Origin of the sequence: Neotabrizicola sp. VNH66 (assembly GCF_049445895.1) — a bacterium.
In the GTDB taxonomy this organism is placed as follows: domain Bacteria; phylum Pseudomonadota; class Alphaproteobacteria; order Rhodobacterales; family Rhodobacteraceae; genus Pseudogemmobacter.
This window is the reverse complement of record NZ_JBMSDW010000032.1, coordinates 1-25099: the sequence shown is the minus strand read 5'-3', so window position 1 is coordinate 25099 and position 25099 is coordinate 1. Positions and strand designations below refer to the sequence as shown.

At 62.8% G+C, this 25099-nt stretch carries 30 protein-coding genes; 22 read left to right on the top strand and 8 right to left on the bottom strand.

Going from position 1 to position 25099, the window contains the following annotated elements:
- The first annotated feature begins 162 nt into the window (after window positions 1–162).
- Window positions 163–1047: a recombinase family protein gene (locus ACO2Q5_RS23365; RefSeq protein WP_423295554.1), complete on the top strand. Its 885-nt coding sequence runs from the start codon at window positions 163–165 to the stop codon at window positions 1045–1047.
- 20 nt (window positions 1048–1067) lie between these two features.
- On the opposite strand, the gene ACO2Q5_RS23360 is transcribed toward ACO2Q5_RS23365, so the two are convergent.
- Window positions 1068–1463 carry a PIN domain-containing protein gene (locus tag ACO2Q5_RS23360; protein ID WP_423295552.1) on the bottom strand — a complete coding sequence of 132 codons (396 nt, stop codon included), beginning with the start codon at window positions 1461–1463 and terminating at the stop codon, window positions 1068–1070.
- Window positions 1453–1680 carry an AbrB/MazE/SpoVT family DNA-binding domain-containing protein gene (locus tag ACO2Q5_RS23355; RefSeq protein WP_423295549.1) on the bottom strand — a complete coding sequence of 76 codons (228 nt, stop codon included), beginning with the start codon at window positions 1678–1680 and terminating at the stop codon, window positions 1453–1455. The genes ACO2Q5_RS23360 and ACO2Q5_RS23355 overlap by 11 nt, the downstream gene beginning before the upstream one ends.
- A gap of 432 nt (window positions 1681–2112) precedes the next feature.
- Here ACO2Q5_RS23355 and repA point away from each other — a divergent pair, with 432 nt between their 5' ends.
- The 7 genes from repA to ACO2Q5_RS23320 all read left to right on the top strand — a co-directional run bounded on the left by repA (window position 2113) and on the right by ACO2Q5_RS23320 (window position 10274).
- The gene (gene repA, locus ACO2Q5_RS23350; protein WP_423295547.1) at window positions 2113–3312 is read left to right on the top strand and encodes a plasmid partitioning protein RepA; all 1200 of its coding nucleotides are present in this window, start codon (window positions 2113–2115) and stop codon (window positions 3310–3312) included.
- The gene (repB, locus tag ACO2Q5_RS23345) at window positions 3312–4286 is read left to right on the top strand and encodes a plasmid partitioning protein RepB (RefSeq protein ID WP_423295545.1); all 975 of its coding nucleotides are present in this window, start codon (window positions 3312–3314) and stop codon (window positions 4284–4286) included. The genes repA and repB overlap by 1 nt, the downstream gene beginning before the upstream one ends.
- Window positions 4287–4519: 233 nt before the next feature.
- On the top strand, window positions 4520–5650 hold the full coding sequence (gene repC, locus ACO2Q5_RS23340; protein ID WP_423295543.1) for a plasmid replication protein RepC: 1131 nt from the start codon (window positions 4520–4522) through the stop codon (window positions 5648–5650).
- Window positions 5651–5739: 89 nt separating this feature from the next.
- Window positions 5740–7911, top strand: coding sequence for a ParB/RepB/Spo0J family partition protein (locus tag ACO2Q5_RS23335; protein WP_423295540.1), 2172 nt, complete (start codon window positions 5740–5742; stop codon window positions 7909–7911).
- Window positions 7912–8011: 100 nt separating this feature from the next.
- The gene (locus ACO2Q5_RS23330; protein ID WP_423295538.1) at window positions 8012–8485 is read left to right on the top strand and encodes a hypothetical protein; all 474 of its coding nucleotides are present in this window, start codon (window positions 8012–8014) and stop codon (window positions 8483–8485) included.
- A 393-nt stretch (window positions 8486–8878) separates the two neighbouring features.
- Entirely contained in the window at window positions 8879–9043 is a 165-nt protein-coding gene (locus ACO2Q5_RS23325) for a hypothetical protein (RefSeq protein WP_423295536.1), read from the top strand.
- A gap of 184 nt (window positions 9044–9227) precedes the next feature.
- On the top strand, window positions 9228–10274 hold the full coding sequence (locus ACO2Q5_RS23320; protein ID WP_423295534.1) for a hypothetical protein: 1047 nt from the start codon (window positions 9228–9230) through the stop codon (window positions 10272–10274).
- A gap of 29 nt (window positions 10275–10303) precedes the next feature.
- On the opposite strand, the gene ACO2Q5_RS23315 is transcribed toward ACO2Q5_RS23320, so the two are convergent.
- On the bottom strand, window positions 10304–10621 hold the full coding sequence (locus ACO2Q5_RS23315; RefSeq protein WP_423295532.1) for an H-NS family nucleoid-associated regulatory protein: 318 nt from the start codon (window positions 10619–10621) through the stop codon (window positions 10304–10306).
- A gap of 423 nt (window positions 10622–11044) precedes the next feature.
- Between ACO2Q5_RS23315 and ACO2Q5_RS23310 the strand changes: the two genes are divergently transcribed.
- Entirely contained in the window at window positions 11045–11449 is a 405-nt protein-coding gene (locus tag ACO2Q5_RS23310) for a single-stranded DNA-binding protein (protein ID WP_275634949.1), read from the top strand.
- 53 nt (window positions 11450–11502) lie between these two features.
- Here ACO2Q5_RS23310 and ACO2Q5_RS23305 read toward each other — a convergent pair whose 3' ends face one another.
- Both ACO2Q5_RS23305 and ACO2Q5_RS23300 read right to left on the bottom strand, forming a co-directional pair.
- Window positions 11503–12840 (bottom strand): serine hydrolase domain-containing protein, encoded by a 1338-nt coding sequence (locus ACO2Q5_RS23305; RefSeq protein WP_423295529.1) that lies wholly within the window; start codon window positions 12838–12840, stop codon window positions 11503–11505.
- 30 nt (window positions 12841–12870) lie between these two features.
- Window positions 12871–13857, bottom strand: coding sequence for an AraC family transcriptional regulator (locus tag ACO2Q5_RS23300; protein ID WP_423295527.1), 987 nt, complete (start codon window positions 13855–13857; stop codon window positions 12871–12873).
- Window positions 13858–14157: 300 nt separating this feature from the next.
- Between ACO2Q5_RS23300 and ACO2Q5_RS23295 the strand changes: the two genes are divergently transcribed.
- From ACO2Q5_RS23295 to mobQ, 11 genes are all read left to right on the top strand, one after another.
- Window positions 14158–15357 (top strand): DUF932 domain-containing protein, encoded by a 1200-nt coding sequence (locus ACO2Q5_RS23295; protein ID WP_423295525.1) that lies wholly within the window; start codon window positions 14158–14160, stop codon window positions 15355–15357.
- Between the two features lie 125 nt (window positions 15358–15482).
- Entirely contained in the window at window positions 15483–15923 is a 441-nt protein-coding gene (locus ACO2Q5_RS23290; RefSeq protein ID WP_423295523.1) for a JAB domain-containing protein, read from the top strand.
- Window positions 15924–16032: 109 nt separating this feature from the next.
- A complete protein-coding gene (locus tag ACO2Q5_RS23285; RefSeq protein WP_423295521.1) occupies window positions 16033–16551 on the top strand; it encodes a DNA repair protein RadC in 519 nt (172 codons plus the stop codon).
- Window positions 16552–16651: 100 nt separating this feature from the next.
- On the top strand, window positions 16652–17143 hold the full coding sequence (locus ACO2Q5_RS23280) for a DUF6878 family protein (RefSeq protein WP_423295519.1): 492 nt from the start codon (window positions 16652–16654) through the stop codon (window positions 17141–17143).
- 10 nt (window positions 17144–17153) lie between these two features.
- Window positions 17154–17531, top strand: coding sequence for a DUF6915 family protein (locus tag ACO2Q5_RS23275; RefSeq protein WP_423295517.1), 378 nt, complete (start codon window positions 17154–17156; stop codon window positions 17529–17531).
- A 1-nt stretch (window position 17532) separates the two neighbouring features.
- Complete coding sequence (locus ACO2Q5_RS23270) at window positions 17533–17730, top strand: hypothetical protein (RefSeq protein WP_423295515.1); 198 nt, start codon at window positions 17533–17535, stop codon at window positions 17728–17730.
- A gap of 74 nt (window positions 17731–17804) precedes the next feature.
- Window positions 17805–18224, top strand: a complete 420-nt coding sequence (locus ACO2Q5_RS23265; RefSeq protein WP_423295513.1) for a hypothetical protein — start codon at window positions 17805–17807, stop codon at window positions 18222–18224.
- A complete protein-coding gene (locus tag ACO2Q5_RS23260; RefSeq protein ID WP_423295511.1) occupies window positions 18217–18861 on the top strand; it encodes an antitoxin of toxin-antitoxin stability system in 645 nt (214 codons plus the stop codon). Before ACO2Q5_RS23265 ends, ACO2Q5_RS23260 begins: the two co-directional genes overlap by 8 nt.
- A gap of 58 nt (window positions 18862–18919) precedes the next feature.
- On the top strand, window positions 18920–19321 hold the full coding sequence (locus ACO2Q5_RS23255; protein WP_131389154.1) for an MbcA/ParS/Xre antitoxin family protein: 402 nt from the start codon (window positions 18920–18922) through the stop codon (window positions 19319–19321).
- Window positions 19318–20019 (top strand): RES family NAD+ phosphorylase, encoded by a 702-nt coding sequence (locus ACO2Q5_RS23250; protein WP_423295509.1) that lies wholly within the window; start codon window positions 19318–19320, stop codon window positions 20017–20019. Before ACO2Q5_RS23255 ends, ACO2Q5_RS23250 begins: the two co-directional genes overlap by 4 nt.
- A gap of 873 nt (window positions 20020–20892) precedes the next feature.
- Complete coding sequence (gene mobQ, locus ACO2Q5_RS23245) at window positions 20893–22065, top strand: MobQ family relaxase (protein ID WP_423295507.1); 1173 nt, start codon at window positions 20893–20895, stop codon at window positions 22063–22065.
- 39 nt (window positions 22066–22104) lie between these two features.
- Here the strand turns inward: mobQ and lspA are convergent, their stop codons facing one another.
- Together lspA and ACO2Q5_RS23235 are read right to left on the bottom strand one after the other, a co-directional pair.
- Complete coding sequence (lspA, locus tag ACO2Q5_RS23240) at window positions 22105–22611, bottom strand: signal peptidase II (protein ID WP_181180952.1); 507 nt, start codon at window positions 22609–22611, stop codon at window positions 22105–22107.
- 14 nt (window positions 22612–22625) lie between these two features.
- Complete coding sequence (locus ACO2Q5_RS23235) at window positions 22626–23495, bottom strand: cation transporter (RefSeq protein WP_255469841.1); 870 nt, start codon at window positions 23493–23495, stop codon at window positions 22626–22628.
- 69 nt (window positions 23496–23564) lie between these two features.
- On the opposite strand from ACO2Q5_RS23235, the gene ACO2Q5_RS23230 reads away from it, so the two are divergent.
- Window positions 23565–23957, top strand: a complete 393-nt coding sequence (locus ACO2Q5_RS23230) for a MerR family transcriptional regulator (RefSeq protein ID WP_140849050.1) — start codon at window positions 23565–23567, stop codon at window positions 23955–23957.
- A 199-nt stretch (window positions 23958–24156) separates the two neighbouring features.
- On the opposite strand, the gene ACO2Q5_RS23225 is transcribed toward ACO2Q5_RS23230, so the two are convergent.
- Window positions 24157–24453: a hypothetical protein gene (locus ACO2Q5_RS23225; protein ID WP_140849047.1), complete on the bottom strand. Its 297-nt coding sequence runs from the start codon at window positions 24451–24453 to the stop codon at window positions 24157–24159.
- A 177-nt stretch (window positions 24454–24630) separates the two neighbouring features.
- On the opposite strand from ACO2Q5_RS23225, the gene ACO2Q5_RS23220 reads away from it, so the two are divergent.
- Complete coding sequence (locus tag ACO2Q5_RS23220; RefSeq protein WP_423295503.1) at window positions 24631–25008, top strand: hypothetical protein; 378 nt, start codon at window positions 24631–24633, stop codon at window positions 25006–25008.
- Window positions 25009–25099: the final 91 nt, after the last annotated feature.

Sequence of the window (25099 nt, the reverse complement as noted above, 5' to 3'; positions counted from 1 at the left end):
TGATAGGTCTGCCGTATCGCCCCCCTGCCCTACTGACCCTCCGTACCGTTTGATGCGGTTTTCTTGAGCTTTAGACGCCTTAGCGACAGCCAGAGCTCCATTGCAATCGTTTACAAACGGTCGTTTATTAGTGGTATGTGAAACTGCAAACGGCCTGTTTTGATGCCCCTGATCGGCTATGCCCGCGTTTCAACCGAGGATCAGATCCCCCTGCCCCAGTCGCAGGCCTTGAATTCCGCAGGCTGCGTCGAGATCCACGAGGAGCAGGCCTCGGGCGGGAACCGCGCGCGGCCCGTGCTGGCGCGGGTGCTGGAGCGGATCGGCAAGGGCGACACGCTGGTGGTGGTGCGCATCGACCGTCTGGCGCGGTCGCTCTCCCACCTCCTTGAGGTGATCGAACGGCTGGAGGCCAAGAACGCCTTCTTCCGCTCGCTCACCGATCCGATCGACACGTCCTCCCCGCAGGGCAAGTTCACCCTGCAGGTCCTCGGCGCCGCCGCTGAGTTCGAGCGCGCCCTGATCCGCGAACGCACCAAGGCCGGGCTGGCCAGCGCGCGAACCAAAGGCCGGGTTGGCGGCAATCCGGGCCTGCGCGCCCGGGATCCGGGGGCGCTGCGGAAGGTGCGGCTGGCGCGGCAGGACGGCTACATGGAGCGCCTGAGCGAGACGGCGCAGGACTGGGTACCCCATGTGCGCCGCCTGCGGCCCGACATGGCCTGGGAAGACGTGTTGCGCATCGTCAACGGTCCCCTGCCCCGTGAACGCCAGTGGACGCAAGCCCGTCTTTTGCGCGCCGTTAACGCCTATGTCCGCGATGGCTTTCTACCCGAAACGGTGCGGGACCGCTCCAGGCGCCGCGAAACGGACGACCGCCTGCCCGCCATCGTCGCCGCCATCAAGGGCGCGGATCCCGACATCACACTTCAAGCGATCTGCACCCGGCTGGAAGCGATGCGCGAACGCACGCCGCGCGGGCGGACAACTTGGCAGCCATCGTCGGTGAAGATGCTGCTGGAGCGGGCGGAGAGGCTGGGCTTGCTCGACTGAAGTCCAAGAGACCCATCCCCTCATGCGAAGGGGTTCATTATGCGGAGCTGGCCTTCCACCAGGAGGCCATTTTGCATGTCTTCGCTCCATAGCGTCGTGCATCCCGCGATAAGAGCGGTGGCTACGATCATCGCATCGTAGACCGAAAAGCCGTAGCGCTCTGCCAGGGCGCGGCCAACGTCGTGAGTCTGGAGGGTCAGTTCTTCGACTGCGCACAAGGCGCGGACACCAGCAAGAAAAGCACCCGCTTCTTCCCAGTTGAGATTAGCCTTACGTCGGCAGTTCACCAGCGCCTCGTTCAGCACTTGAACGCTGATCCGGGGCCCCTGCCCCAGGATCACCTCAGCGCGATCAGCCTTCGGGCCGTCGTCGAGCAGATAAAGGATGACGTTCGTGTCCGCGAACTCAGCGCTCATGCGCGTCGTCGCGGCTCAGGCGTTCCGCCGAGGGCAATTTGCCCCTAAAGCGGCGCAGACCCGTCAGCACCTCATCTGCGCGGGCTAAGCGACGCACCCGCACCTGGCCGTCGTCCTTCACCAGGTCGATCTGGTCGCCTTCCTTGAGGCCGAGCTCGCGAACGAGATCCGCAGGCAAGCGGACGGCAAGAGAGTTGCCCCATTTCGCGACCTGCACAGAAAAAACTCCTCTAGGATATACTTCTGCCAAAGTATATCCCACTTGCGTCGATAGCAATGCCTTTTGGAATGACCAGCCGACGTCCCCAAGACGGGAGGTCACCGCGCATCGCCATCCCGCACGACTCACCCGAACAAAGCGGAGGGAAGCGAGACAGCATCATCTAATGATGGTATCGTAGCTCAGCGACAACACCATATGTCGATCCGTCAACGACGTGCGGTTTTTGCTTTTAGATTCAGCAAGTTGTATGCTGAAACTCACCTGAACGCTGAACTCCCCCTTCTGGGCCGAAACACTGCAGACTAAAATTATGTTGCCGTGACGATAGTTGCGTGTCATCACTCCATTCGTCGCAAGAGTTCGTTTTTGACGCCCTTGTGCGACGACAGAGCAAGTGACCCACAAAGAGGTCATGGAGGGGCGACGATGGCGAGCAACGAACTACCTGCACCCGGGACTGTGGCAAGCACGATCAGTGCCAACGCTGCACGGTTGTCTGAAGCATTGAACAACCACATGCGCAACAGCTTTCAGCCCGAAAGCCGCAAAACCCTGCGCAAGTTTCAATCGGCCGAAGTCGCAGAACTAACCGGTATCTCGATGTCCAACCTCCGGACGCGCCACCAAGAAGGGGACTTCCCCGACGTGGAAACCGACAACCGGGGGCGACGCCTTTACTCGGCGGAAGAGATCGACCAGATCCGCAGTGTCATGGCGCGCACTGGTCGCAATGGAGAAGCCTACCTCCCGGGCCGTCGCGAGGGAGACAACCTCCAGATCATTTCTATCGTCAATTTCAAGGGCGGCAGCAGCAAGACGACCACCGCCATCCACCTTGCGCAGCGCTATGCCCTACGGGGTTATCGTGTGCTGGCCGTCGATATGGACCCGCAGGCGAGTTTGACCACGATGTTCGGCTATAGACCCGAAATCGAGTTCGCGGAGACGGGCACGATCTATGATGCGCTGCGCTATGAGGACCCGGTTCCTCTCAGCCAGGTCATTCGAAAAACCTACTTCCACAACCTCGATCTCGTGCCCGCCGGCTTGATGCTTTCGGAGTACGAAACCGAAACGGCTTATGCTCTGCAGCATCGGGTAGAGCCGCCCTTTACCCAAAGGGTCGCCATCGCCATCGAAGAGGTTGAGGAGAACTACGATCTCGTCATCATCGACTGTCCGCCACAACTTGGCTTCACCACGATGTCATCATTGCTGGCATCAACAGGCTTGTTGATCACGGTAGTGCCCAGCATGCTCGATGTGGCGTCGATGGCACAATTCCTTGAAATGGCAGGGGAAACTGTTCGAACGCTGGAAGAGTCCACAGGGCCAACCGACTGGAAGTTCCTCAAGTTCCTGATCGCGCGCTACGAGCCGACAGATGTGCCACAGGCACAGATGGCTGGGTTTCTGCGGTCGATCCTGCTGGAGCAGGTTCTGAATACACCAATGCTGAAGTCTACCGCCATTTCGGACGCCGGGATGACGCAACAGACCATCTATGAGCTCGATCCGAACCAAGTGGTGCGTAAGACGCTGGACCGCATTCTGGAAAGTGTGAACGGCATGGCGGATGAGTTCGAGAAGATCATCCAGCAGGCATGGGGGCGGAGAACGACCTGATGGCACGTCGCAACATCTTTCAGCCACCGCCCCCCCCCACGCCGCCAGGAGAACCGGCAACAGCAGAGTCCCGCCCGCGTTTTCCGAACACGGGGGCTATGTCCGGGGTGAAATCGACGTTGCGCGATCTTTCTTCGAATGCGGTGAAAGAACTCGATCCCGCGTCAATCGACGACGATGGACCTCGGGATCGGCTTCCAATTTCGGACGCAGACGTGGCCGATCTTGCAGAGAGCATGCGCCTCCATGGCCAGCAAGTCCCGATCATGGTCCGCCCGCTTCCCGATGCTCCCGGACGATATCGCATCGTCTACGGCAGGCGTCGTCTTCGCGCTCTGAAACTGATCGGGTTGCCTGCGAAGGCCTTGGTCAGGTCACTGTCCGATGAACAGGCCATTTTGGCGCAAGGACAGGAAAACAGCCTGCGACTGGACCCCAGCTTCATCGAAAAGGCCATGTTCGTGGCCGAGCTGGCAGATGCCGGATACGACTCCGTCATTATTCTGGATGCCCTCGCGATCGACAAGCCGATGCTGTCACGCATGACCAAGGTTGCACGAACAATTCCCCCAAAAGTGATCAGGTTTGTCGGGCCTGCCCATGGAATTGGACGTCGTCGTTGGGAAGAACTGGCGGACCTTTCCCGAGAGCACCCCATTGACCTTGGGCAACTGGCCGACGGGTTGCCTCGTGAAGTGGCCGAGGGTTCGTCTGACGATCGATTTGCGCGTTTGCAGGAAGCTGCGGCTAAGTCTGTCACCAAAGAGTCGAGCACGCCGCGCGCTTCCCCTGCCCTGCCCTTAACAGACGACACTGGCGCGATGATCGGTGAGATCAAAGTTACGCCGCGTGCACTGACCATTCGTCTGGCAAGAAACGATAGCCGCGGATTTGCAGAGTGGATGCGAGAGAACGCGGAGAAGGAGATCCTGCGCCTCTATGAGGCCTGGAAGTCGTCGGTCCCGTCTGACTGACGCGCATCGAGCAACAAAACAACAAGGGAGCACATCAGCAGACACAGGAAACGAAAGAGCCCCCCAAGGTCACCCTCGGAGAGCCCAATCTGTTGCTTCGCATCATCAGATTTACCAGCTTCTCCCCGCCAGTCAAGCCAACCGATTCGGTTGACTGGTAAGATTTTGCCCGAGCAAGGCAAAATGCTCGACCCTTGATCCGGGCAATCGTCCCTCGTTTGCCGTGAGAAAACATGGCCTTTCAACATGCATCCGCTCCGGTTCGGGCGCGGACCGGAGAATTTTTGTCCGCGGACAACACCAAGCCTGATCGCTTCACTCTCATCGATACCTTGCGACGCGCAGCATCTGCGCTGGACCTCAGCGCATCTGTGGTCGCGACCGTAGATGCGCTGCTGTCTTGCCTCCCCCCCAAACGAGAGCACGACATCGTCTTTGCTTCGAACGCGACACTTGTCATGCGGCGCAATGGGATCTCTGACCGCAGCCTCAGGCGGCATCTGGCTGACCTTGTCGGCGCCGGTCTTCTGGTCCGCATCGACAGCCCGAACGGAAAACGCTACTCAAAGCGCGATCCTCAAGTGGGAACGGTCATTCGGTTCGGCCTTGACCTCTCGCCCCTCTTTAATGCGTTCGGACGCCTACAAGTCATTGCGCAAGAGCAAGCGATCGAAGCGCAGCGCATCGACTACCTTCGCACCAAGGTTCGGCTCGTGATCCGGTCCAACGCAGTTGCCGGAGAGGAATGCGCCCTGGCCACCGAAGCAGAACGCGCATTGCGTCGCAAACTGACATCTGAAGACTTAGAAAACTGGCTCAAAGTTCTTGCGACAACGTCTAGTGTTAAAGGCATCTCGCGCAGTGAAACCCTTGTTGACGAACACATTGTGTCCGCCAGCAACGGCCAAACTGTCCGCCACCAACAGAAGTCAGAAAAAGAACTAAATGATAAAGCTACTTCACAAACGGAAACGCCCCGATCAGAGGCAGCCGAAATCATCACTTTGAACGATCTTGCTGAAGCATGCCCTCAGGCAACAGGGTTTTTGCTAGAGAAGCTGCAATCACCTTGGGATGTAGTAGCCCATGCTAAGCGGTTGGCTCCCATGATCGGCATCGATGGTCCCTGCTATGAGGCTGCAGAAGCAAGACATGGCCCATTCGGAACCGCCCTGACGATTTGGGGACTGCTTGAGACCTTGGATCGAGTGAGTAAGCCCGGTGCCTACTTTCGGTCTATCACGAGCGGCAAACGTTCCTCATCTTTCGATCCTTGGGTTCTCATAGCTCGCTTGATCAAAAAATCACAGCGGGACTCCTCAAGTTGTCCGCGGACAATACTTCTCCGCGCTCAGCCTGCCTGATGACGGAGAGGAAAAGGGCTGAAGGTTGAGGGGTGACGGGAAGTGAGATCGGGAGAGTGGCTTCCGGCGCCCGTTGTGGAGAAGATCTGATGGCGAAAGTTGCCCAGAACATCACCCTGTCCCCGTCGCGGGACATCCCCTTCAACAAGCTCGTACTGAGCCAGTCAAACGTGCGGCGCATCAAGGCTGGCGTCTCGGTCGAGGAACTGGCCGAGGACATCGCCCGGCGCGGCATGCTGCAGGGCTTGAACGTCCGGCCCGTGCTCGATGCCGATGGAGTCGAGACCGGTACGTTCGAGATCCCCGCCGGTGGTCGTCGCTTCCAGGCGCTGTCGCTGCTGGTGAAGCAGAAGCGGCTGGCGAAGACCGCGCCGATCCCCTGCATCGTGAGGGAGGCTGCGTCCGAGATTCTGGCCGAGGATGACTCGCTGGCAGAGAACATGCAGCGCATCGCCCTGCACCCGCTTGACCAGTTCCGCGCCTTCGTTGCTTTGCGCGAAAAGGGTCAGGGAGAAGAAGCGATCGCGGCGGCCTTCTTTGTCACGCCGCAGATCGTGAAGCAGCGCCTGAAACTCGCTTCCGTGGCCCCTGCCCTGCTCGATGTCTATGCCGAGGATGGCATGACGCTGGAGCAGCTCATGGCCTTCACCGTGAACCCGGATCATTCGCGTCAGGTGCAGGTCTGGGAGGCTGTGAAAAACTCCTGGAACAAAGAGCCCTACGCCATCCGGCGCATGCTGACGGAAACCTCGGTCCGGGCCTCGGATCGCCGTGCGGTCTTTGTGGGTGTCGATGCCTATGAGGCGGCCGGCGGTGTCGTCCTGCGCGATCTCTTCCAGGGCGATGACGGTGGCTGGCTCGAGGACCCTGCCCTGCTTGATCAGTTGGTCGCCGAGAAGCTTCGGGCTGAGGCCGAGGCGCAGGCCTCCGATGGATGGAAGTGGATCGAGGTAGCGACCGACCTGCCCTATGGCTACAGCCACGGTCTGCGGCGTCTTGCCGGTGATCCCGCGCCGATGACCGACGCGGAAAGCGCGTCCCACGCGGCGCTTCTCGCGGAGTATCGTGCGCTGGAGGAGGAATACTCCGGCCAGGACGAATACCCCGAAGAGATTGATGCCCGGCTGGGTCAGCTCGAGATCGCGATGGAAGCGCTCGAACAGCGGCCGCTGATCTACGACCCGGCCGAGGTTGCGCGGGCGGGCGTCTTCGTGACGCTGGATCGGGATGGCAGTCTCGCGATCTATCGCGGCTATGTCAGGCCCGAGGATGAGCCGCGCGAGGAGGCCGCGGTCCAGGAGGAAAGTGGCGCGGATGCCATGGGGCAGGGCGATGATGCCTGCGGTTCCAGCTGGAAACCGTCGGCGACCTCCATCGGGGGCACCGTCATCACATCAGGCGGGCAACCGATCGGCACTGATGCGTCCGAGGACGACGACGACGGGGCGCTGAAGCCGCTGCCCGAGCGGCTGGTCATGGAACTGACGGCCCATCGGACCCTCGCGCTGCGCGAGGCAATCGGGCGCTCGCCCGACGTCGCGCTGACCCTCCTGCTTCTGAAGCTGGTGACGGACACCTTCCGCACCTCTTCGGCCACGGGCAGCTGTCTCGAAGCCTCGGTGCGTCACGTCTACATGTCGGCGCAGGCGCCCGATCTGAAGGACAGCGTCGTGGCGAAGCTCGTCGATGAGCGTCACGCGGCCTGGGAGGCCGATCTGCCACTCGGCGACGATGCCGCGCTCTGGGACTATCTGACGGTCCTCGACCAGGGCAGCCGTCTGGCGCTCCTGGCGCATTGCCTCAGCTTCGGCATCAACGCGCTCCATGAGAAGGTGAACCCCTATGGGGCGGGAATCTCGGCCAGCGGTCTGACCCGCCGCATGGCCCATGCCGATCTGGTGGCGCGTGCCGTCGATCTCGACATGGTCGAAGCGGGCTGGGAACCGACGGTCGATGGCTACCTCAACCGAGTGCCGAAGGCCCGGATCCTCGAGGCCGTGCGCGAGGCGAAGGGGGAGGGGACCGCGCAGCTTCTCGATCACCTGAAGAAGGGCGAGATGGCCACGGAAGCCGAGCGGCTCCTCAAGGGAAGCGGGTGGTTGCCCGAGGTCCTGCGCCGGGCCGATCTGGTGACGTTCGACGGCGAGGCAGTCGGAGAAGGGCAGGGGGAGGACGCTGGTCAATCCGAAGAGATCGTTCTCCCGACCTTCCTGACGGCCGATCTGCCGGACAGCGTCGCGTCGATGATGGCGGCAGAGTGATCTGAGCCATTCGTGGGGCGGGGGAACCCGCCCCATATCTTATAAATTACTGCAATATCAATATGATGAATGCAAACACTCGCATTCGGGATGAGGAAACATGTCTGCAACAACCATCATCGACGCAGCCCCGCTCGGGGCACTGATCCGCTACACCGACGGCAGTCCCAAGCCGCAGTCACGCTTCACTAAGAAGCTCGCGGCCTGGGAGCGTTCGAACGGCGTCGGCCGTCTGGTGAAGAAGGAGCCGCCCCGGGTCTACCCGACCTGGACGGCACCGGCCTCCTTCACATTGCATGAAGGGAACTTCTCCTCGGACGGGGTTATTCTCGTCACCATCATGCGCAGCCATTCGGCGAACAGCCGTCTGATCTTCGAGGTGGCCGAGGAGCCGAAGCCCGGGCAGGTGCGCGTGCTTCTGGACTTCGGTGGCAACACCGAACTGCTGCACCTGGCGGAGTCCGTCACCGCGGCGGAGCTGTGGATCGCACGGGAGGGCTATCGCAACGCTCGTCTCGAAATCGTCGGCGCCGAGGACGACGAAAGGGCAGGGGACGCGGACCTGGCCGCCTGAGCCCTGTCAATGCGTGAGGGGCCTTCCGAAAGGCGGGCCTCTCACCGACCAGACCCTCGTCCCGCGAAATCGCGGGGCGCCAAAGGATCCATCCTCCAAGACGGAGGCCTTCAACCAAGAGCCTGCCCGGGAGGCCGGCGGCGTTCCAAGCATCAGCGGGACAATTGGCTCCTGTCTTGGAGGCGGGGGACCATCCCCCGCTCGCCATTCCCTTCCTTGCCCCGAATCCTGTCTTCGAGATCAACCCGCAAGGGGTCGGACTACGGGCGAGCCCGTGCCGCCGGGTGGATTCGGACGAGCCGAACGCACCCGGTGATGTCAGCCAGTCTTCTGGCCTGCGGGGTCCTGTCGTGCGGGGGATGGTCCCCCGCCTCCAAGACAGGAGCCAAACAGATGTCCCGCAAAGATGCTCAGGCCTTCGCCGCCTCCCTCGCCGCCACGCTCATGGTTTCGATCGTCGTCTTCCAGGCAGGGGATGGAACCTTCGGCGCTGTCCCCGCCGATGAAATCGACGGAGACGAGGTCCAGGTCGTCGCTGAGGTTGATCCGTGGGCGTAGGCCCACGGCCCCGACGAGAGCTCGGCATCGGGGCAGTGGCCCTGATCTGGGCCTTTCGTCGGTAAACCGTTCCGGTCGACCGATCGGAGGAGCCGACAAGTGGTCGGCGCGGCGTCCATGAAAGTCGCTTGATCATCGAAGGTGTTCATCGGAAGCTGATCAAGGCGGTTCGGGGGCCGATAGAATGCTCTATAAATCATTGATTTCATTGTACGGTTCGTCGCTCGCGGGTAAGTCGGTTCCCAAAGATGATTTGATCTGGCACTTCACACCGTCCGACGACCTGCGGCAGTTCCGAGTTTACGCGCTCGATGCGCTACAGCAGGCCAAGGTATTCCTGCTCGATCACCTGGCAGCCGCCTACACTGACACGCTTCACGATGCCGTCTCGAAACAGGCTGAGGAAGCTGGGGTGCCTGCCATGGCGATCCTCGGTGAGGTGAAGCTTCCCGCTCCTGTCGTTTGGGTAGAGTTCGACGATCGCGAGCTGGGCGTTGCGCGATTTGAGCGTGCTTCACCTGTGACCAGGCACGATGACAAGCCTTCGGGAACGGGACTGCGCGGCTACCTCCTTGATGACCGCCACGAGGGCCATCTGCGCATTACAATGTTCCACCACCGCGAGAATTCGGGCGTCGTCGATCCGATCTGTGCACTGCTCGTCAAGCGGACACCGACAGGACAATTGAACTATGACGACGTTGAAGTTGAACTCAGTCGGTCCGTTGTCGATTTCCGCGTGCGGAGCGGCGATACGATGGAAATGATCCAAGGTCGCCGTACGGTGCACCAGGTTGAGACCGGCTATGACCTGTTCATTCCCTACGCTCTGTTCGCAATGCTGGTCTCACCGGATCTTGGCGGGATCATCCCGACAGAAACCGAAACCTTCACCGCCAAGGACACGAAGACTGCCCGCAAGTTTGGCAAGTCGTGGGTTCTCGGGGCACAGAAATCACATCTGACGATCCGGATCGGCCCGCAGGCTGCTGCGCATATGGCGGAGAGAACCGCTCGCCTTGAATTCGAGCGGCAGACAGTTGAGGAGCGGAACGGCCCTGTCCGTCATTGGGTGTCCGAGCATGAGCGGCACTACCGAAGCGGCAAAGTCGTTCTGGTCAAGGGGCATCATCGGGGCCAAGCACCTGACCCCAACCTGCCGACACGGGTGATGGGGCCGAAGTCGGATGCGGCCATTTTTGAGTTTCCCCCTGCCGAGTCACCAAAGTAAGACGGGCTCAGCGATTTTCGGGTTCGATTTCAGACCGCGAGCTCGCTTGGGTCTCTGCCCGCATTGATGTGATCCGCGAACCACTGCGGTTTCCGGCCACGGCCAGACCAGGTGAGAGCCGCGTTCTCAGGGTGACGATACTTCGCCACGGCTGGCGCACGGGTTGTTTTCACCTCGACACCGATCAGTTCGGCGAGGGAATAGCCCATCTCCTTGGCGATGGCTTCCAGCTTGGCACAGGCTTCTGCCTTGTGCCGGTCCTCATAGGTGGAAATCGCCTTGGCGAGGTCTTTCTGCATTTGCCGCAGATCCTTGAGCGACAGTGCCTCGAGATTGAAATCAGCCATTGGGCCCTCGTGTCCTGAATGATGCGTCCGGGATAGCCGTCAGGTTGCAGCATCGCAACTCCCGTGGAGGTCACCGCAATAGGGCAGGGGGATGAGGTTGGCTTGAGTCGCCGGGTCGATGCTCTCGAAAGGGCTTCAACCCCGTTACCTTGGCCAGGAAGGTCGAGTTCTGCGAGAGCCCCAGGTCGCCCCTATCCCCGGTGCCATCCCTTCGACTGACAATCCCCTAAGCCTGTTCGTCCTCTGGCGCGCAACCCCGCGTCAGTCCGGGCCGTGTTGCCCCTTCGGGACTGCCCGCTCCACCCCGGTCCTCTGGGGGTTTCCGGTCGACGTTCCGTCTCCCGTGCACACCTCAGCCGACAGGCTTTTTCCGGGTCTTGTCGAAGGGACGGTCCCAGCGACAGGAAACACAGGAGCTACAAAATGCAGAACATCGTCATCCTCGCCGGCAACATCGGTCAAAAGCCCGAAGTGCGCTCGACCCAAAGCGGTACCAAGATCACCAACTTCACCCTGGCCACCTCGCGGCCGCGCCTCTCGGAAGGTCGCGTCCTGCGCGACGACAACGGCTACCGGGTCATGGACACCGAATGGCACCGCATCACCTGCTTCAACGGTCTCGGCAAGACCGTCGCAGAGCACTGCGACAAGGGCATGAAGGTCCTCGTCCACGGTCGCATCCACTACACGAAGTGGACCGACGCGGCGGGCGTCGACCGCTACGGTTGCGAGATCATCGCCGAGAAGGTCGACTTCCTCAGCCGCCCGAAATCGGCCGAGGGTGAAAGCCCCGAGCTGGTCGATCGTGACGACGAGATCCCGTTCTGAGGAACGGGGTCTCCCCCTTGGGCCCGGCGGGGAAACCCGCCGGGTTCATTTCATTAAGCTGCGGCCTTGATCGCGTTGCGGTAGACGGCCGTTTCGAAGTCCACATAGCCCCCGACCGACGCCGGGTCGGCAAAGGGCAGGATCTGCGTGGCCCAGAAGCCGCCAATGCCATTCTTGCGGTCGATCCAGTAGTAGAGATTGGCCAGCCCCGCCCACGCCAGCGCGCCTGCGGGGCGGCCGGTCGGGGCGTCTTCCTCGTTCACCATAAAGGTCAGCGCCCAGGATTTCGGCATGCCGGGGAAGAACTCGGCATAGTTCGACAGGCTAGGGATGACGCCGGGCAAGCCCTTGATCTTCAACTCGCCAAGGCCGTTCTTTTCAGCCATCGCAACGGTTTCAGGTTTCAGGACGCGGCCGTTTGGGCCATTGCCGTCGTTCAGCCACATGCGGATGAACTTGGCGTAGTCGAGCGCCGTCGAATACAAGCCGTGCCCGCCCATGTCGATCTCGGGCGGCTGCGGCAGGGTCCAGTCCACCAGCGGCGAAAGCACCCCTGCGGCATCGCGCTGGTGCATGGTTGCCATACGCGCCCGCATGTCGGGACGCATTGCAAAGGCGCTGTCGGTCATGCCCAGCCTGTCGAACACGCGGTCTTGCATAGCGACACCCAGACGTTGGCCGAGGATACCTTCGACGACCTGTCCCGCCCAGTCGATGTTCGATCCATATTCCCAGTCTTCGCCGGGATCGAACAGGATGGGCGTGGTGATCGCCGCGCGCGATGCCGTCACGACCGACGGCTGCCCGTGGTCGGTGGCCAACCGGTTATAGGTTTCATTGAAGAAGTCATAGGCAAACCCGGCCGTGTGCAATAGCAACATGCGCGTGGTGATTTCGCGCTTGGGCGGGCGGAAGGTCGGATTGCCCGACGCGTCGAACCCGGTGATGACCTGGCATTTGGCGATTTCGGGGGCATAGGTGCTGGCCGGCGCGTCAAGGTCCAGCTTGCCCTCTTCGACCAGTTGCAGGCAGACGGTGCCGGTGATGGCCTTGGTGGTGGAAAAGATGGCGCAGACCGAGTCAGTCGTCATGTCAACCGATCCGCCGAGGTGCCGTTTTCCGGCGGCACCTTCATAGATGTTGCCCTTTGCGTCTGTCGCAACGGCAACCACGCCGGGAACGCCGGGTATGCCGGAAACCGCCCGCGCCAGAACCGCGTCAGCGGCTGATTTCAGCGATGTGTTCATGTTCATCCTCCCAAATGACCACTCCGCCATCATGTTCGCCGCCACGCTTTGGTCGGCTGCCGAGATGGCAGAGTGCGCTTGCCCGTCCTCCTCGACGGGATGCACCAAAATTAGGAAGGGAACGGCAGCCCGTCTGTCTGCCATCGGAAAGCCCTATCTGCCATCGGCAGATATTCAGCGACGCAGGGTTTCGGAAGGACGTTCCCCGAACCGCGCCTTGTAGGCTTTGGCGAATTCACCGAGCGAAATGTAGCCCCAGCGATACGCAACCATCGAGACGGTTTTCCCTGCCTCGGACGAAATTAGGTCGCGCCGCACGCCTTGCAGCCGCTGTTCGCGCAGAAAGTCTGACGGTGCATAGTTACGAAATTTGCGAAAGGCCGCCGTCAGGCTGCGAATTGACGTGCCGGCCACTGCGGCGACCTCGCCCATGGTCGGCAGGCTGGCCGCGTGATCGGTCATGTATTGCTCGGCCAAACGCACAGTCTTCGGTGCCACGGTCTGGGCCGGATCGTCCAGACCAAGCCCGGCCCTCGCGGCCCATTCGTTCAGCAGATGGATGCAGATCGTCTGTTCCAAATGCCGCCCGGCCCGGTCATGCGCCAGGCGGTCCGGCGCTTCGGCAAGGCAGGCCACGACATAGTGCATCAGCGCCAGCCAACTGGAATTCTCGCCGCCGATCCGGCACTTGTGCTGCCAGAGTGCATCGCCGGGCACAAAGCCGAACCAGTCTTTGCAGACCTGTTCCAGCACCCGGTGAGGGATCGTCAGGTTCAGTTGCAGGTGGTCGGGATCGAAATCGACGTTGTAGTCGGTGCGGCTGCAATCCACTACGAACGACCCGCCGACCGGTGTTTCCACCGCGTTGTCGGTATCAACCCAGTGCCGCGCGGTGCCCCCGATCGTCGTAAGCACCACGGCGTTTCCGGCATCCTGCGACCAGTCGCGGATGTTGACCGGGATGCCATAGGCAAAGCGTGTGACGGTGATCCGGCCGATCATCGCTGAGTGCATCGTGGAAACAGGCCGGTCGAATTTCCCCGTCGGTGAAACGTCATAAGGCATGTAGACCTTGCTCGACCAATCCTTGATCTCATCCCAGTCGTCGGAAAACACCTTGTGATCCTGGTGGATCGGGTTTCCCTTGGCGTCCAGCAGCAAAGCGTTCCTGAGCATACTCTCCCCCATTTTGCCTCAGACCCAAACCGTCCCCTCAACTTCAATTTTCGTCCAATTGGCTCCGAAAGTCTATGATTAGGGACCGCCGATGGGCAGTTGCGACGAAAGCATCAAGTCGCGCACTGTGAAGGTTGACGCTGGACAGCAAGCACAGGAGTTTTCCATTTTGGCCATGAAACAAACATATGCTTCCTGTGTCTGAGAGTCCGAGTTTGGCCGGTTTCCCAGTGACGGGTTGAGGGCTGGGAGAGTGGCTCCTGGCGCCCGTCGCGGAGATAGCCGATGGGCGTTGTAGAAGTTCTGGACCCGGTTGCACCGACGCGGGCTGGTGGCTGGAAAGTGGATGTGAGCCGGGGTGAGCGGAACGGGCGGGTGTCGTCTGAATGGTTCAACCGGCCGGATGACGAGCGGTATCTCTCGCTTGACGATCTTTGGGCATCGGTGAAGGGCCGGTCCGAGCGCAGCCGCAGCCGGGTCGTGCAGACGGCGGAGATCCGCGTCGAAGCCGCGCGCGACAACCCCGAGCGGCTGCACCTGATGCTGCCGAAGGCACATGAGCCGGTCGCGCCGACGCATTGGGCCTTCGGCCAGCTTGCCAGCATCGTCGGCGCTCCGGCCTCCTATCTGCGCCAGCTGCCCGCGCCGCTGGCTGGGATCAACCTGCAGTATGGCCTCAGCAACCACCGTGCGGAGCAGGTCAAGACGTTCGAGACGGAAGATGGCCGCACGGAACTGCGCGCCGTGACCGGCCCCGACTATGGCCGCATCCACGACCATGAGCTGGTCGAGGCGGTGCAGCGCATCGCGGGCAATGGCACCGGCGACACGCGCTGGAAGGTCCCGGGCGTGCTCGACTGGTCGACCGGGGTCTACAATCCCGATGTCGAGATCAGCCGCGACACGACCACGCTCTATGCCTCGGACCGCGATGTCTTCCTGTTTCTGGTCGACGATCACAACCCGATCGAGGCGGGCCGGCTGCCCGACGGCTCTCCCGACCTCTACTTCCGGGGCTTCTACTGCTGGAACTCCGAGGTGGGGGCAAAGACCCTCGGCATGGCGAGTTTCTACCTGCGGGCGGTGTGCCAGAACCGCAACCTCTGGGGCGTCGAGGATTTTCAGGAAATCACCATCCGCCATTCGAAATACGCCGCCTCGCGCTTCGCCCATGAGGCGGCCCCGGCGCTGACGCGCTTTGCCAATTCCTCGCCTCAGGGCTTCGTGAACGGCATGAAGGCAGCGCGGCAGCAGATCGTGGCGCGGACGGATGAAGATCGGGACGATTTTCTGAGGAAGCGCGGCTTCTCCAAGGCCGAATCCGGCAAGATCATCGAGAAGGTGCTGATGGAAGAGGGTCGCCCGCCCGAGAGCATCTTCGACTTCGTGCAGGGCATCACGCGGCTTGCCCGCGACAAGACCCAGCAGGATGCCCGCCTCGACATGGAGGGGCGCGCCAAGAAGCTCCTCGACCGGGTCGGCTGAGGCCGAGACCTACAACGCGACCGCCCTCGCGCGCGGCGGTCGCGCTTTCCCCTTCCACATGCATGCCACTCGCCCCGCCCCGAGAGGGCAGGGGGTTCCGGTGCGTGCAATTTAGCGAGATCCCAATGACCCCCCAGGAAGAAACCATCATCCTTGAGGCACGCGACATCCTCGGCCGCTACCTCAGCCAGAACCCGGTGATCGGCAGCTGGCAGGCGCTGATGGACTATTGCGCGTTCAGCGTCCGCGGACCGGTCGAGCGCTTCCACGTGCTCTACCTCGACCGCAAGAACCGCATCATCGCCGATGAGCTTTTGTCGACCGGCACAGTCGATCATGTCCCGGTCTATCCGCGCGAGGTGATCAAGCGGGCGCTGATGCTGAACGCCAGCGCCCTGTTCCTGATCCACAACCACCCCTCGGGCGATCCGACGCCCTCGGAGGCCGATCTCAGCATGACCAAGGAGATCCAGAAGGGGTGCAAGTATCTCGGGCTGACGTTGCATGACCACATTATCGTCGGGGCCGGGACCGAGCTGAGCTTGCGGGCGCTCGGCAAGCTCTGACGCGTCTTTCCGACCTGCCACCGTCGCCCCTTCGAGGAAGAGGGCGGCGGTTTGGTCTTTGACGGATGAGGCGGGGAGAGAGGCTTCCCGCGCCGTCGGAGATCTTCCCATGTTCGACCTGCCATTGCCCATCCACTCGACCCCTTACGCGCGGGTCGTCCCACCGCATTTTCCCTCGGGCAAGACCGATCCCAATCATCCCTTCGCCCTGACCCTGTCGCGCCGCGCGCCATCCGATCTGATGTCGGGCCGCGCTGTCCCTCTGGTCCTCGCCCGCTTCACGACGCTGGCCGAGGCCATGCAGGGCGCGATCGATCATGCCGAGGGGATCGCCCCGGATGCCGCGCCCCAGCTTCTTGCGATCCTCGACCGCGACGAGCGCCTTGTTCTGGCCGGGGCAGCCAGCGACCACGCTGTCGCCTGGTGCCACCCGGTGACGAGCACGGTCGAAGCGCGGGATGTCGTGACCGAGGCGAGCCAGCTACGCGCGCAGGCGGGCCGCGCGGCCGCCTGGGGAGAGCCCGATCTCGCGCAGCGGCTGCGCCACCGCGCCGATCTTCTGGATGCGCGCCTCGTCGATCCGCTCTGGCGCGCTTTTGCCGCCAGGGCGCTGCAGGTCGCGGCGTGACGCCCGAGAGGCAGAGAAGGGCAGGGGGAATTTGGAGCTTGTCCGGGGAGAGAGATCGCCCGGCTCGGCTCCGTTCCCTTCCCCTCACCGGAGACACCCGATGACCCTGACTGAACCTACCCTCGCGCCCCCGATGGCGCCCTCGACCGTCGACATGGCACAGATCTTCGCCGCGCATGCCGCGCGCGCGGCCCGGATCGAAGCGCTGCGCCCGGGCAAAAAGGACCGCCTCTTCGACGGCCTCACGGCCGCTGGCATCACCCATGTCACTGTCACCTTCGACGGTGCCGGGGACAGCGGCCAGATCGAAAGCATCGGCGCATGGTCCGGCGAGACCGCCGTCGAGTTCCCGGCGACCGAGATCGCCTATGCGGCACTGACCTGGGACGACCCCGAGGTCGAGATGCGGCAGCTCTCGCTGGAAGATGTCGTCGAGCAGCTGGCCTACGACTTCCTCTCCGACACCCATGGCGGCTGGGAGAACAACGACGGCGCCTGGGGCGAGTTCTGCTTCGACGCTGCGGCCCGCTGCATCCACCTCGAGTTCAACGAGCGCTTCACCTCGTCCGAACTCTTGACCCATGATTTCTGAGGGGGCGGCGATGGCACATCCCTATCACCACGCCCTGTCCTCTGTGAAGAAATGGGGCGGAACGGTCGAGGATACGTTGGCCGTGCATGCCTGGTTCGACCAGAGCAAGGAGATCACGGCCGATTTTCGGCACCGGGCGCTGCGCCACCATGCCGAGGGCATCTTCATGGCGGAAACGATTTTCGGCCCGACCCTCACTCTCTCGACCGGGCGCATCATCCCGACCCGCTGGGTCGGCGAGCAGCATGTGAAGGAAGACCTCGGCTTCATCCCGAGCTTCGCCGATTGGGTGAAGGCCATCCGGCCCGAGCCTTGGATGGGCCGGGCCGAGCGGATCGAGGCGCTGGTCGATCCGTATCTCGCCTCGCCCGTGGTCGAGGTCAGCTGACATGACCGATCCAGCCTATCAGCGCCTCGGCCTGCCGGCGACGGCGTCGCCCTTCGCCGTCCTTCGGGCAGCGGTCCGGGCGCTTCACCCCGACACGCGCGCCGTTCGCGGTTTCCGGGCCGCACGCAAGCGCTTCTACCGGCAGATGCTCTGCGCACATGCCGCGCGACAGGCGGCGGGCGACGATCCAGCCGGCTGATCGCTTCCAACCACCCCTCATCCCGACACAGCTCCCGGCCTCTTGGTCGGGCTTTCCCCATTCAGGAGGTCCCAATGGCGGATTACTTCACCCATTTCTCATGCCTGATAGACGTCGGCACCCCCGACAAGGCTGCCCGCGCGCTCGCGCTGTTCCAGGAACTTCGCGCCGCAGATCAAGACGCCGATGACCCGGAGGTCGCAGGCTTCGACCTCGTGCGTCAGGACGCGCCCGAGGGCGGCACCCTCTGGATCCATGACGACGACCACGGCGATGTCGAGGCCGTCATCCGCTTCGTGCTGCGCCTCGCGGAAGAGCTCGACCTCACCGGCCTCTGGGGGTTCCAGTATGCTCTGACCTGCTCCCGGCCGCGCCTCGACGCCTTCGGCGGCGGCGCGCATGTGATCGATCTCGGTGCCCGCAAATCCATCGGCTGGACCAGCAGCCAGGAATGGCTGGCCGCCGCACTGAACGGGGAGGACGTCGATGCCTGAGGTCATCTGCACCACAGTCTACCAGTTCCCCGAACTCTCGGATGCCGCCAAGGAAAAGGCGCGCAGCTGGTATCGCGAGCTGGGCCCCCAAGACGATTGGTGGGACGCGGTCTATGAGGATTTCGAAAGGGTCTGCGAAATCCTCGGCCTCCGCCTGAAGGCCACGCCCGTCCGCCTGATGGGCGGCGGGACGCGGGCCAAGCCCTGCATCTGGTTCTCCGGGTTCTGGAGCCAGGGCGACGGGGCCTGTTTTGAGGGCTACTGGTCCCACGCCAAGGGCGTGAACGCGCGCATCCGGGACTACGCCCCGACGGATGCCACTCTGCATTGCATCGCCGACCGGCTGCAGGCGATCCAGCGGCGGAACTTCTACCAGCTCGCTGCCGAGGTCAGCCACCGTGGCCGCTACTACCACGAATACACCATGTCGATCGACGTCACGCGCGACAGCCTGACCTGGCAGCCGCCCACCGAGGACGCCGAGGAGATCGTGACCGAAGCGCTGCGCGATCTGGCCCGCTGGCTCTACCGCCAGCTTGAGGCGGAATACGACCACCTCACCTCGGACGAGGCCATCGTGGAGGGGATCATCGTCAACGAGTACACCTTCACCGAAGCCGGGCGGCGGTTCGGGTGAGAGCGTAGGCAGTTCATTTGATCTTTACAATGAGGCCATATGATCTATAATTAGGGCAGTGGAGGACGCCATGTACGTTGCTGAGAAAATCCGGGAACCCGCACAGGTCAACGCGGTCGCGTTGAAGGCCTACGCGCGCGTGGCTGATGCCTGGGGTCTCAGCCTCAAGGAAGCGGCAGGCCTTGCCGATATGTCAGAGAGCACCTGGAAGCGCGCCAAGAAGCCGGATTTCGCGGGGGAGCTTACCAAGGATCAGTTACTGCGGCTCAGTGCGGTGATCGGCATCTACAAGTCGCTCGAGCTCTACTTCTCCGAGCCGCTCGCGCGAAGCTGGTTCACCCGACCGAACACCGGCCCGCTGTTTGGGGGCAGCCGTCCGGTTGACACCGCCATCGACGGGGGCTTGCCGCAGATCCTGGCGGTGCGGACCTATCTCGATGCGTTGCGTGGTGGGGCATGAAGCAGACCGAGATTTCTGATCGCGGTCTCGTTCGTCTACTGCCCGCCACCTACCACAAGCCGCCATCCCTGCGCGGTCTCGTCGATACTGATGACGAGATGGAGATCCTCGCAGAGATCGAGGGCCTGACCAGCGGCCGCCTTCTGGCCGAACGTGGCCGCAATCCCCATCTGGACCCGCGCGAGCTTGCTTGGCAGCGCCGCAGCCGCGATCTGCGCATCTATGGCGACAGTCATGTCAACGCCGCCTTCACCTATACCCGCGCCGGCGGGAACCGCTTCAACACCGAAGAGCGCGGTGCCTGGTATTGCGCATGGGATGTGATGGTGTCCGTCAGCGAAGTGGCCTGGCACCGCACACGTGAACTCGGCTTTACCGGCAGCTTCCATGACAGCGCCCGCTATGTGGAACTGCTGGCGGATTTCATCGGCATCTTCGACGACATGACCGACGAGCCGGGCCATCCGGCTCTGCATCCCGCTCCGGCTGTCGGATATCCCGAGGGCCAAAGCCTCGCCCAACATCTGCGCCGGGCTGGATCGCGGGGCTTGATTTACCCCTCAGTTCGGGCTCCCGCGCCGGGCGGGAAGTGCCTCGTCTGCTTCGAGCCCCACGCGATCCAGAACGTCCGGCCGGGCGCGTCTTGGGATCTTGTTTGGTATGGGACACCGCACTACTCGATTACGGCCGTCGGCTGACGGGTAACGGTGCACACGCTTTTTGGGGGTCCGAAGAAATGAAACCGGCAAATGACAATAGCGCGGAGGTCACGAACTTGAAGCCATGCGATCATCAGGCGTTCTTCGAAGCTGTGGACTTTCCGGCCTCACCGACGGACGTACTGCGAGCAGCATTTCGCCGGCGGGGGAGTTTCTTGCTGATCGGGGCGCCACGGCCCTGAAGGTTGGCTGACGGGCGTCATCCTTCGCACTTAATCGCTACGCCAGTAGCGCACCTTCAGGCAGTCTCCAATCCGAAAGACTGCGCAGTTCGTTCAGTTCGGGAGCCGACCGCAACACTAAGCAGAAATCGGCGCCCCTAAGGGCGCATTTATGCAAACTCTTCACCGCCTGCGGCGCTTCCGAGATTTGCGTGCGGTCTCTTCGGGGGCATGGCCCCCCGCCGACGGCGTCCCTGTCCGATGCGCGGCATCGGAATGGAAGGACGCGCTGCCCCTTCCAAACCTTCCCAAGCCAACCTTCGCGGTTGGATCGCGCCCCGTTGTCACCGCCGCCCTCGTTGGAACTGGCCCCGAGAGCGGGGCGGTTCCGCGAGAGCACCCGTGCCAGCGGGTGATCCGGTTCCGCCGGTCCCGAGAGCGGGACCGGCTGCCGGATAGGGTTTGCCGCGCTGCGCTTGTCCGGCAAACCATGGCCCATCCTGGCGATTGCCCCGCGCATCACTGGCAGCATGCTTGCCCGCCTGTCGGCATGGCTGCATGTCTGCCCGTTTGCGTGGTGGTATGCTTGCCTCGATGGCCCGCAGACAGCCTGCCTGCTTGCATGGCTGCCTGTTTGCATGTCTGGCAGTCCGCCTGCCGTTGCCCGTCGCCGGATCGGTAGGGCGCGCGCATGGCGAGCTACCACCTTTCCGTCAAGACGATCAAACGCAGCGCCGGGCGGTCTGCCACGGCGGCGGCGGCCTATCGGTCGGCCTCCGTCATCGAATGCGACCGGGAAGGGCGCATGCACGACTACACCGCCAAGCGCGGAGTCGAGGCTTGCTTCATTCTCGCCCCCGATGATGCGCCGGATTGGGCGCAGGACCGCGCAGCACTTTGGAACGCCGCCGAGGCGCGCGAGACCAGATCCAATTCGGTGACCGCCCGCGAATGGGAGCTGGCCTTGCCGTCCGAGGTATCGGACGCCGCGCGGATCGAAATCGCCCGCGCTTTCGCACAACAGCTCGTCGAGCGCTTTGGCGTGGCGGCAGATGTGGCCATCCATGCGCCGCACCGCGAGGGCGATCAGCGCAATCATCATGCCCATATCCTGACCACCACCCGCATCCTGTCCGCCGAGGGGCTGACCGACAAGACCCGCATTCTTGACGCTGCCAGCACGGGTGGGCCGGAGATCGAGGCCATGCGCGGCTATTGGGCCGAGCTGCAAAACCATGCCCTTGAGCTGGCAGGGCAGGTTGAGCGCGTCGATCATCGGTCATTGGAGGCACAACGCGAAGAGGCGCTGTCCCTTGGGGACACGTTGAAGGCTGAGGAGCTGGACCGCGAGCCGGAGCTGAAGCTTGGTCCCGCCGCCAATGCCATCGAACGCCGCGAGCAGTTGCTGGCCGAGGCCGAGGGCCGCGACTATGAACCGCTGACCCAGCGGGGCGCGCGGGTGCATGCGGTGCGCCAGGCCAAGGCCATGTTCGCGGAAATGCGCGAACGCCTGGAGCTGGCACGCGATGCGTGGGCGGAAGCCCGGGAAGAGGGGCAGGGTCATGTCAGTGCCGGTCTGGCGGCTTTGCGCGCTGCCGCAGGGCGGCAGGCGAAGGAGTTGGACCAGGAAGAGGTCAGGCAGCGGCTGGCGCGGATTGCCGGGCGTGATTTGGGGGCGGAGCAGGAGGTCATCGAGGGGCAGGGGGCGCGGCAAGATATTCGCGACCGCCTCAATCAGGCGCTTGGGCGCGGGAAGCCAGACAACCAGCAAAAGCAGCAGCGCGAGCTGGAGGACGAGCGCAAGCGGCAGCTTGAACTGGAACGGCAGCGCGAACGAGACAGGGATCTCGGATGGGAACTTTAGGCGATCAGAGTATGCTTGTCTGTGCGAACTGAAGTTCCGCTACGGCTTTCCAGCCGGGAATGGCGCGGATTCGCCCGAGGAGCTGACAGTTTTGAGTGCGTGGGGGCCGTCCTTACTGAAGTACGGCGAGATGACCAGCACCACCACGCCGAGCGAAATCCACACGTCAGCGAGGTTGAACACAAAGGGATACCATTCCCCGAAGTGCAGTCCCAGGAAGTCGGTCACCGAGCCGCGCGCGGCCCGGTCGATCAGGTTGCCCAAGGCACCGGCTACAATCAGCGATAAGCCTGCGCGCTGCCAACGTTGCGAGCGGAGGGCCGCGACGCCAAGCGCGAGCGTCAGTAGGCCTGTCAGGGCGAGCAAGACCAGCCGCGCGCCTTCGCTCTCGGACGCGAACATGCTGAACGACACACCTTCGTTGAAGCTTAGGCGCAGTGACACGAGGGGCAGGAAGTCGAGCGGTGCGGCGTAGGGTTCGAGCGCAGCCCGCGCCCAGGCTTTGCCGGCCAAATCGAACGCGGACCCGAAGACGACCAGCGACACGGCAGCTCCCGCCCTCACGCTTGCGGCGCCTGTGCGAGATCGGAGCGCGCATCGCGGATGATCGACCACGCCGACTGCAGAAACAGGCCCGCGACGGCAAAGGCGACCACGAGGTCTGGCCAGGGCGAGGAGAACCACCACACCAGCACCGCCGCGACCACTACGGCGAGGTTGCCGATCGCGTCGTTGCGCGAGAACAGCCAGACAGCACGCATGTTGGCATCGCCCTTTCGGTGCGGGATCAGCACCAGGGCTGCGGCCACGTTGACGAAGAAGGCCACGAGCGCGAAGCCGCCCATGAGCAGGGTCTGCGGCTCATGCTCCACGAAGACACGGTAGGCCGTCGAGCCGATAACGCCTAGGCCGAGGAGCGCGAGGAAAATGCCTTGCAACAGCGCCGCTTTGGCACGGGCGGCAAGGCCCCATCCGACAGCCATCAGCCCCAGAAATGAGATCAGGCCGTCACCGATGAAGTCGAGCGAGTCGGCTTGCAGCGCCTGCGACCCCGCCAAGAAGCTGCCGACGATCTCCACCATGCCATAGCCGATATTGAGCAACACCACGATCCATAGCGCGCGCTTGTAGGCTGGGGTCACATGCGACAGGTCAGGGATCTTGTCGTCGTCCTCATCAGCCGTCGCCCCGGCCGCTCTCGGCTCGCTCATGCGGTCGAGCTGGTAGCCAAGGCCGGTCACCGCGCTTTCGAGTGCCGGAAGCCGACGCGCCGGATCATCGACCATGAGCGTCATGATCTGTGACGCAATCGACACCTTCACATCATCGACACCTTCGACTTTACGGGCCGCACCCTCTATCTTTGCAGCGCAGGAAGCGCAGTCCATGCCAGTGACTTGATAGCGGATGGTGGCAGTTGCTGCGTCCATTGTTGCTTCCTCGATCTTGCAGTTAATTCATGCTACATCCTGTAGTAACTACAGGAGCAAGGCGAAAACATGCAGATTGGGGATTTATCCCGTCACGCGGGCGTGAACATTGAAACTATCCGCTACTATGAGCGCATCGGTGTCCTGCCGGTGCCAGCCCGTCAAGAGAACGGGCGGCGCAGCTACACCGAGGTTGATGCCCGCCGTCTTGGGTTCGTTCGTCATGCCCGTGAACTCGGGTTCGACCTTGCAGCGGTGCGCGCACTTCTGGCACTTCAGGAGCAGCCAGAAGCCTCATGCGAGGATGCGAGCCGCATCGCCCAGGCGCAGCTTGCCGAGGTGGAGAGCCGGATTGCCCGTCTTCTGAACTTGCGCGAAGAACTGTCCCGCATGGTCAAGGAGTGCGGGCGCGGCGTCGTGGCCGGATGCCGTGTGATCGAAGCCCTCGCGGCTGGTTCGTAAACCCGGACCCCCGCAATTCGCGGAAAGTGGTGTTACCCTCGTCGTTTTCTTTGGGCGCAACTTCATGTGCGATAACGGTCATTTCTGGCCTGGAGTTCGGCTCTGCATGAAATCAAGGGCTTAGGCTGGACACATACCTTGGTCAGAACCCTTCGGGTTTTGGGCGGGTTCTGTCTCGGGGGCAGCGCTTCGCTTCACGTCACCTGTTCCCGTCGATCCACTTCGACATCAGCCCCTTGTCGCGGAAGCATTCCTCCGGGACGGCGCGCCGCTTGATCCGGGCGAGTTTCTCTGCGAAGGCCACCTGCTCCGAGGTCGGCAGCCGGTCCATGTCCGACACCGGCTTCAGCTGGGCCTGCGCCTCGATCCAGGCACTCAACGACCGGCGATCTTGCTGAACCTCCCAGGGCAGAATGGTCTGGTTGCGCAGGGCGAGCGAGCGCGCATAGACGATCTGCTTGGGCGTTGCAGGCAGGGCGTATGTAGTGCTGTCCATCGGGAAACTCCCTCGCAGGCTTGGTTCTCAATATAGAACATAACAGGAACAAAATCAAGCCAAGCGTCCGTACTGTGCCGGTTCGAGAGGGAGAGATGGGCAGGGGGAGATCAGGCCTGAGGGTGCCCGAGCGAGGGTGTCCGGGCCTGTCCCTTTCCTTCATCCCGGAGTTTCCCGATGACCTATCTCGCGCCTGTTGCGCCTCCCGTTTCAGTCCAATCTCGTGATCCCGGGCCCGCGCCCGCGATCCTCGCCGTGGCCGAGGCTCTGCAGCCCGATCTCGCCCAAGGCTTCCAGATCGACGCGCTGCGTCTGCGGCTTGAGATGGAGCGCGCCTTTGGCTGCTCCGATGCTGACGGCGCCTGGGACTGGAAGCTTGCCTACGAGGCGGGCGAGGTGGCGCTCGTCCTCTTCCTGCGAAAGTTCGGCCGCGCGCTGCTCGCCCGGGCGGGCTCACTTGACTCGCTGCTGCCGATCCTCTCCAAGGTCGCGGACCTCTTGCCCACGCATACCCGGCGTTCGGAGGAGATGGAGCGCTTCCAGCAGATGGCATGACCATTCTTGGCGCTCCAGCCGACGTGGGACAGGATCGCCGTAGAGTGATCGCGGTCCGCACTCTTCTTCGGTCCGCAGCCCGAGGAGATGA

Bases quoted from the DNA above. Each gene is read 5' to 3' on its own strand.
- mobQ (WP_423295507.1), top strand. From the start codon at position 20,893: ATGGCGAGCTACCACCTTTCCGTCAAGACGATCAAACGCAGCGCCGGG.
- ACO2Q5_RS23305 (WP_423295529.1), bottom strand. From the start codon at position 12,840: ATGGCAGACAGACGGGCTGCCGTTCCCTTCCTAATTTTGGTGCATCCC.
- ACO2Q5_RS23360 (WP_423295552.1), bottom strand. From the start codon at position 1,463: ATGAGCGCTGAGTTCGCGGACACGAACGTCATCCTTTATCTGCTCGAC.
- ACO2Q5_RS23285 (WP_423295521.1), top strand. From the start codon at position 16,033: ATGTTCGACCTGCCATTGCCCATCCACTCGACCCCTTACGCGCGGGTC.
- ACO2Q5_RS23290 (WP_423295523.1), top strand. From the start codon at position 15,483: ATGACCCCCCAGGAAGAAACCATCATCCTTGAGGCACGCGACATCCTC.
- ACO2Q5_RS23230 (WP_140849050.1), top strand. From the start codon at position 23,565: ATGCAGATTGGGGATTTATCCCGTCACGCGGGCGTGAACATTGAAACT.
- ACO2Q5_RS23335 (WP_423295540.1), top strand. From the start codon at position 5,740: ATGGCGAAAGTTGCCCAGAACATCACCCTGTCCCCGTCGCGGGACATC.
- ACO2Q5_RS23250 (WP_423295509.1), top strand. From the start codon at position 19,318: ATGAAGCAGACCGAGATTTCTGATCGCGGTCTCGTTCGTCTACTGCCC.
- ACO2Q5_RS23280 (WP_423295519.1), top strand. From the start codon at position 16,652: ATGACCCTGACTGAACCTACCCTCGCGCCCCCGATGGCGCCCTCGACC.
- ACO2Q5_RS23325 (WP_423295536.1), top strand. From the start codon at position 8,879: ATGTCCCGCAAAGATGCTCAGGCCTTCGCCGCCTCCCTCGCCGCCACG.
- ACO2Q5_RS23225 (WP_140849047.1), bottom strand. From the start codon at position 24,453: ATGGACAGCACTACATACGCCCTGCCTGCAACGCCCAAGCAGATCGTC.
- repA (WP_423295547.1), top strand. From the start codon at position 2,113: ATGGCGAGCAACGAACTACCTGCACCCGGGACTGTGGCAAGCACGATC.
- ACO2Q5_RS23220 (WP_423295503.1), top strand. From the start codon at position 24,631: ATGACCTATCTCGCGCCTGTTGCGCCTCCCGTTTCAGTCCAATCTCGT.
- ACO2Q5_RS23235 (WP_255469841.1), bottom strand. From the start codon at position 23,495: ATGGACGCAGCAACTGCCACCATCCGCTATCAAGTCACTGGCATGGAC.
- ACO2Q5_RS23365 (WP_423295554.1), top strand. From the start codon at position 163: ATGCCCCTGATCGGCTATGCCCGCGTTTCAACCGAGGATCAGATCCCC.
- ACO2Q5_RS23310 (WP_275634949.1), top strand. From the start codon at position 11,045: ATGCAGAACATCGTCATCCTCGCCGGCAACATCGGTCAAAAGCCCGAA.
- ACO2Q5_RS23320 (WP_423295534.1), top strand. From the start codon at position 9,228: ATGCTCTATAAATCATTGATTTCATTGTACGGTTCGTCGCTCGCGGGT.
- repC (WP_423295543.1), top strand. From the start codon at position 4,520: ATGGCCTTTCAACATGCATCCGCTCCGGTTCGGGCGCGGACCGGAGAA.
- repB (WP_423295545.1), top strand. From the start codon at position 3,312: ATGGCACGTCGCAACATCTTTCAGCCACCGCCCCCCCCCACGCCGCCA.
- ACO2Q5_RS23265 (WP_423295513.1), top strand. From the start codon at position 17,805: ATGGCGGATTACTTCACCCATTTCTCATGCCTGATAGACGTCGGCACC.
- ACO2Q5_RS23295 (WP_423295525.1), top strand. From the start codon at position 14,158: ATGGGCGTTGTAGAAGTTCTGGACCCGGTTGCACCGACGCGGGCTGGT.
- ACO2Q5_RS23275 (WP_423295517.1), top strand. From the start codon at position 17,154: ATGGCACATCCCTATCACCACGCCCTGTCCTCTGTGAAGAAATGGGGC.
- ACO2Q5_RS23270 (WP_423295515.1), top strand. From the start codon at position 17,533: ATGACCGATCCAGCCTATCAGCGCCTCGGCCTGCCGGCGACGGCGTCG.
- ACO2Q5_RS23330 (WP_423295538.1), top strand. From the start codon at position 8,012: ATGTCTGCAACAACCATCATCGACGCAGCCCCGCTCGGGGCACTGATC.
- ACO2Q5_RS23260 (WP_423295511.1), top strand. From the start codon at position 18,217: ATGCCTGAGGTCATCTGCACCACAGTCTACCAGTTCCCCGAACTCTCG.
- ACO2Q5_RS23315 (WP_423295532.1), bottom strand. From the start codon at position 10,621: ATGGCTGATTTCAATCTCGAGGCACTGTCGCTCAAGGATCTGCGGCAA.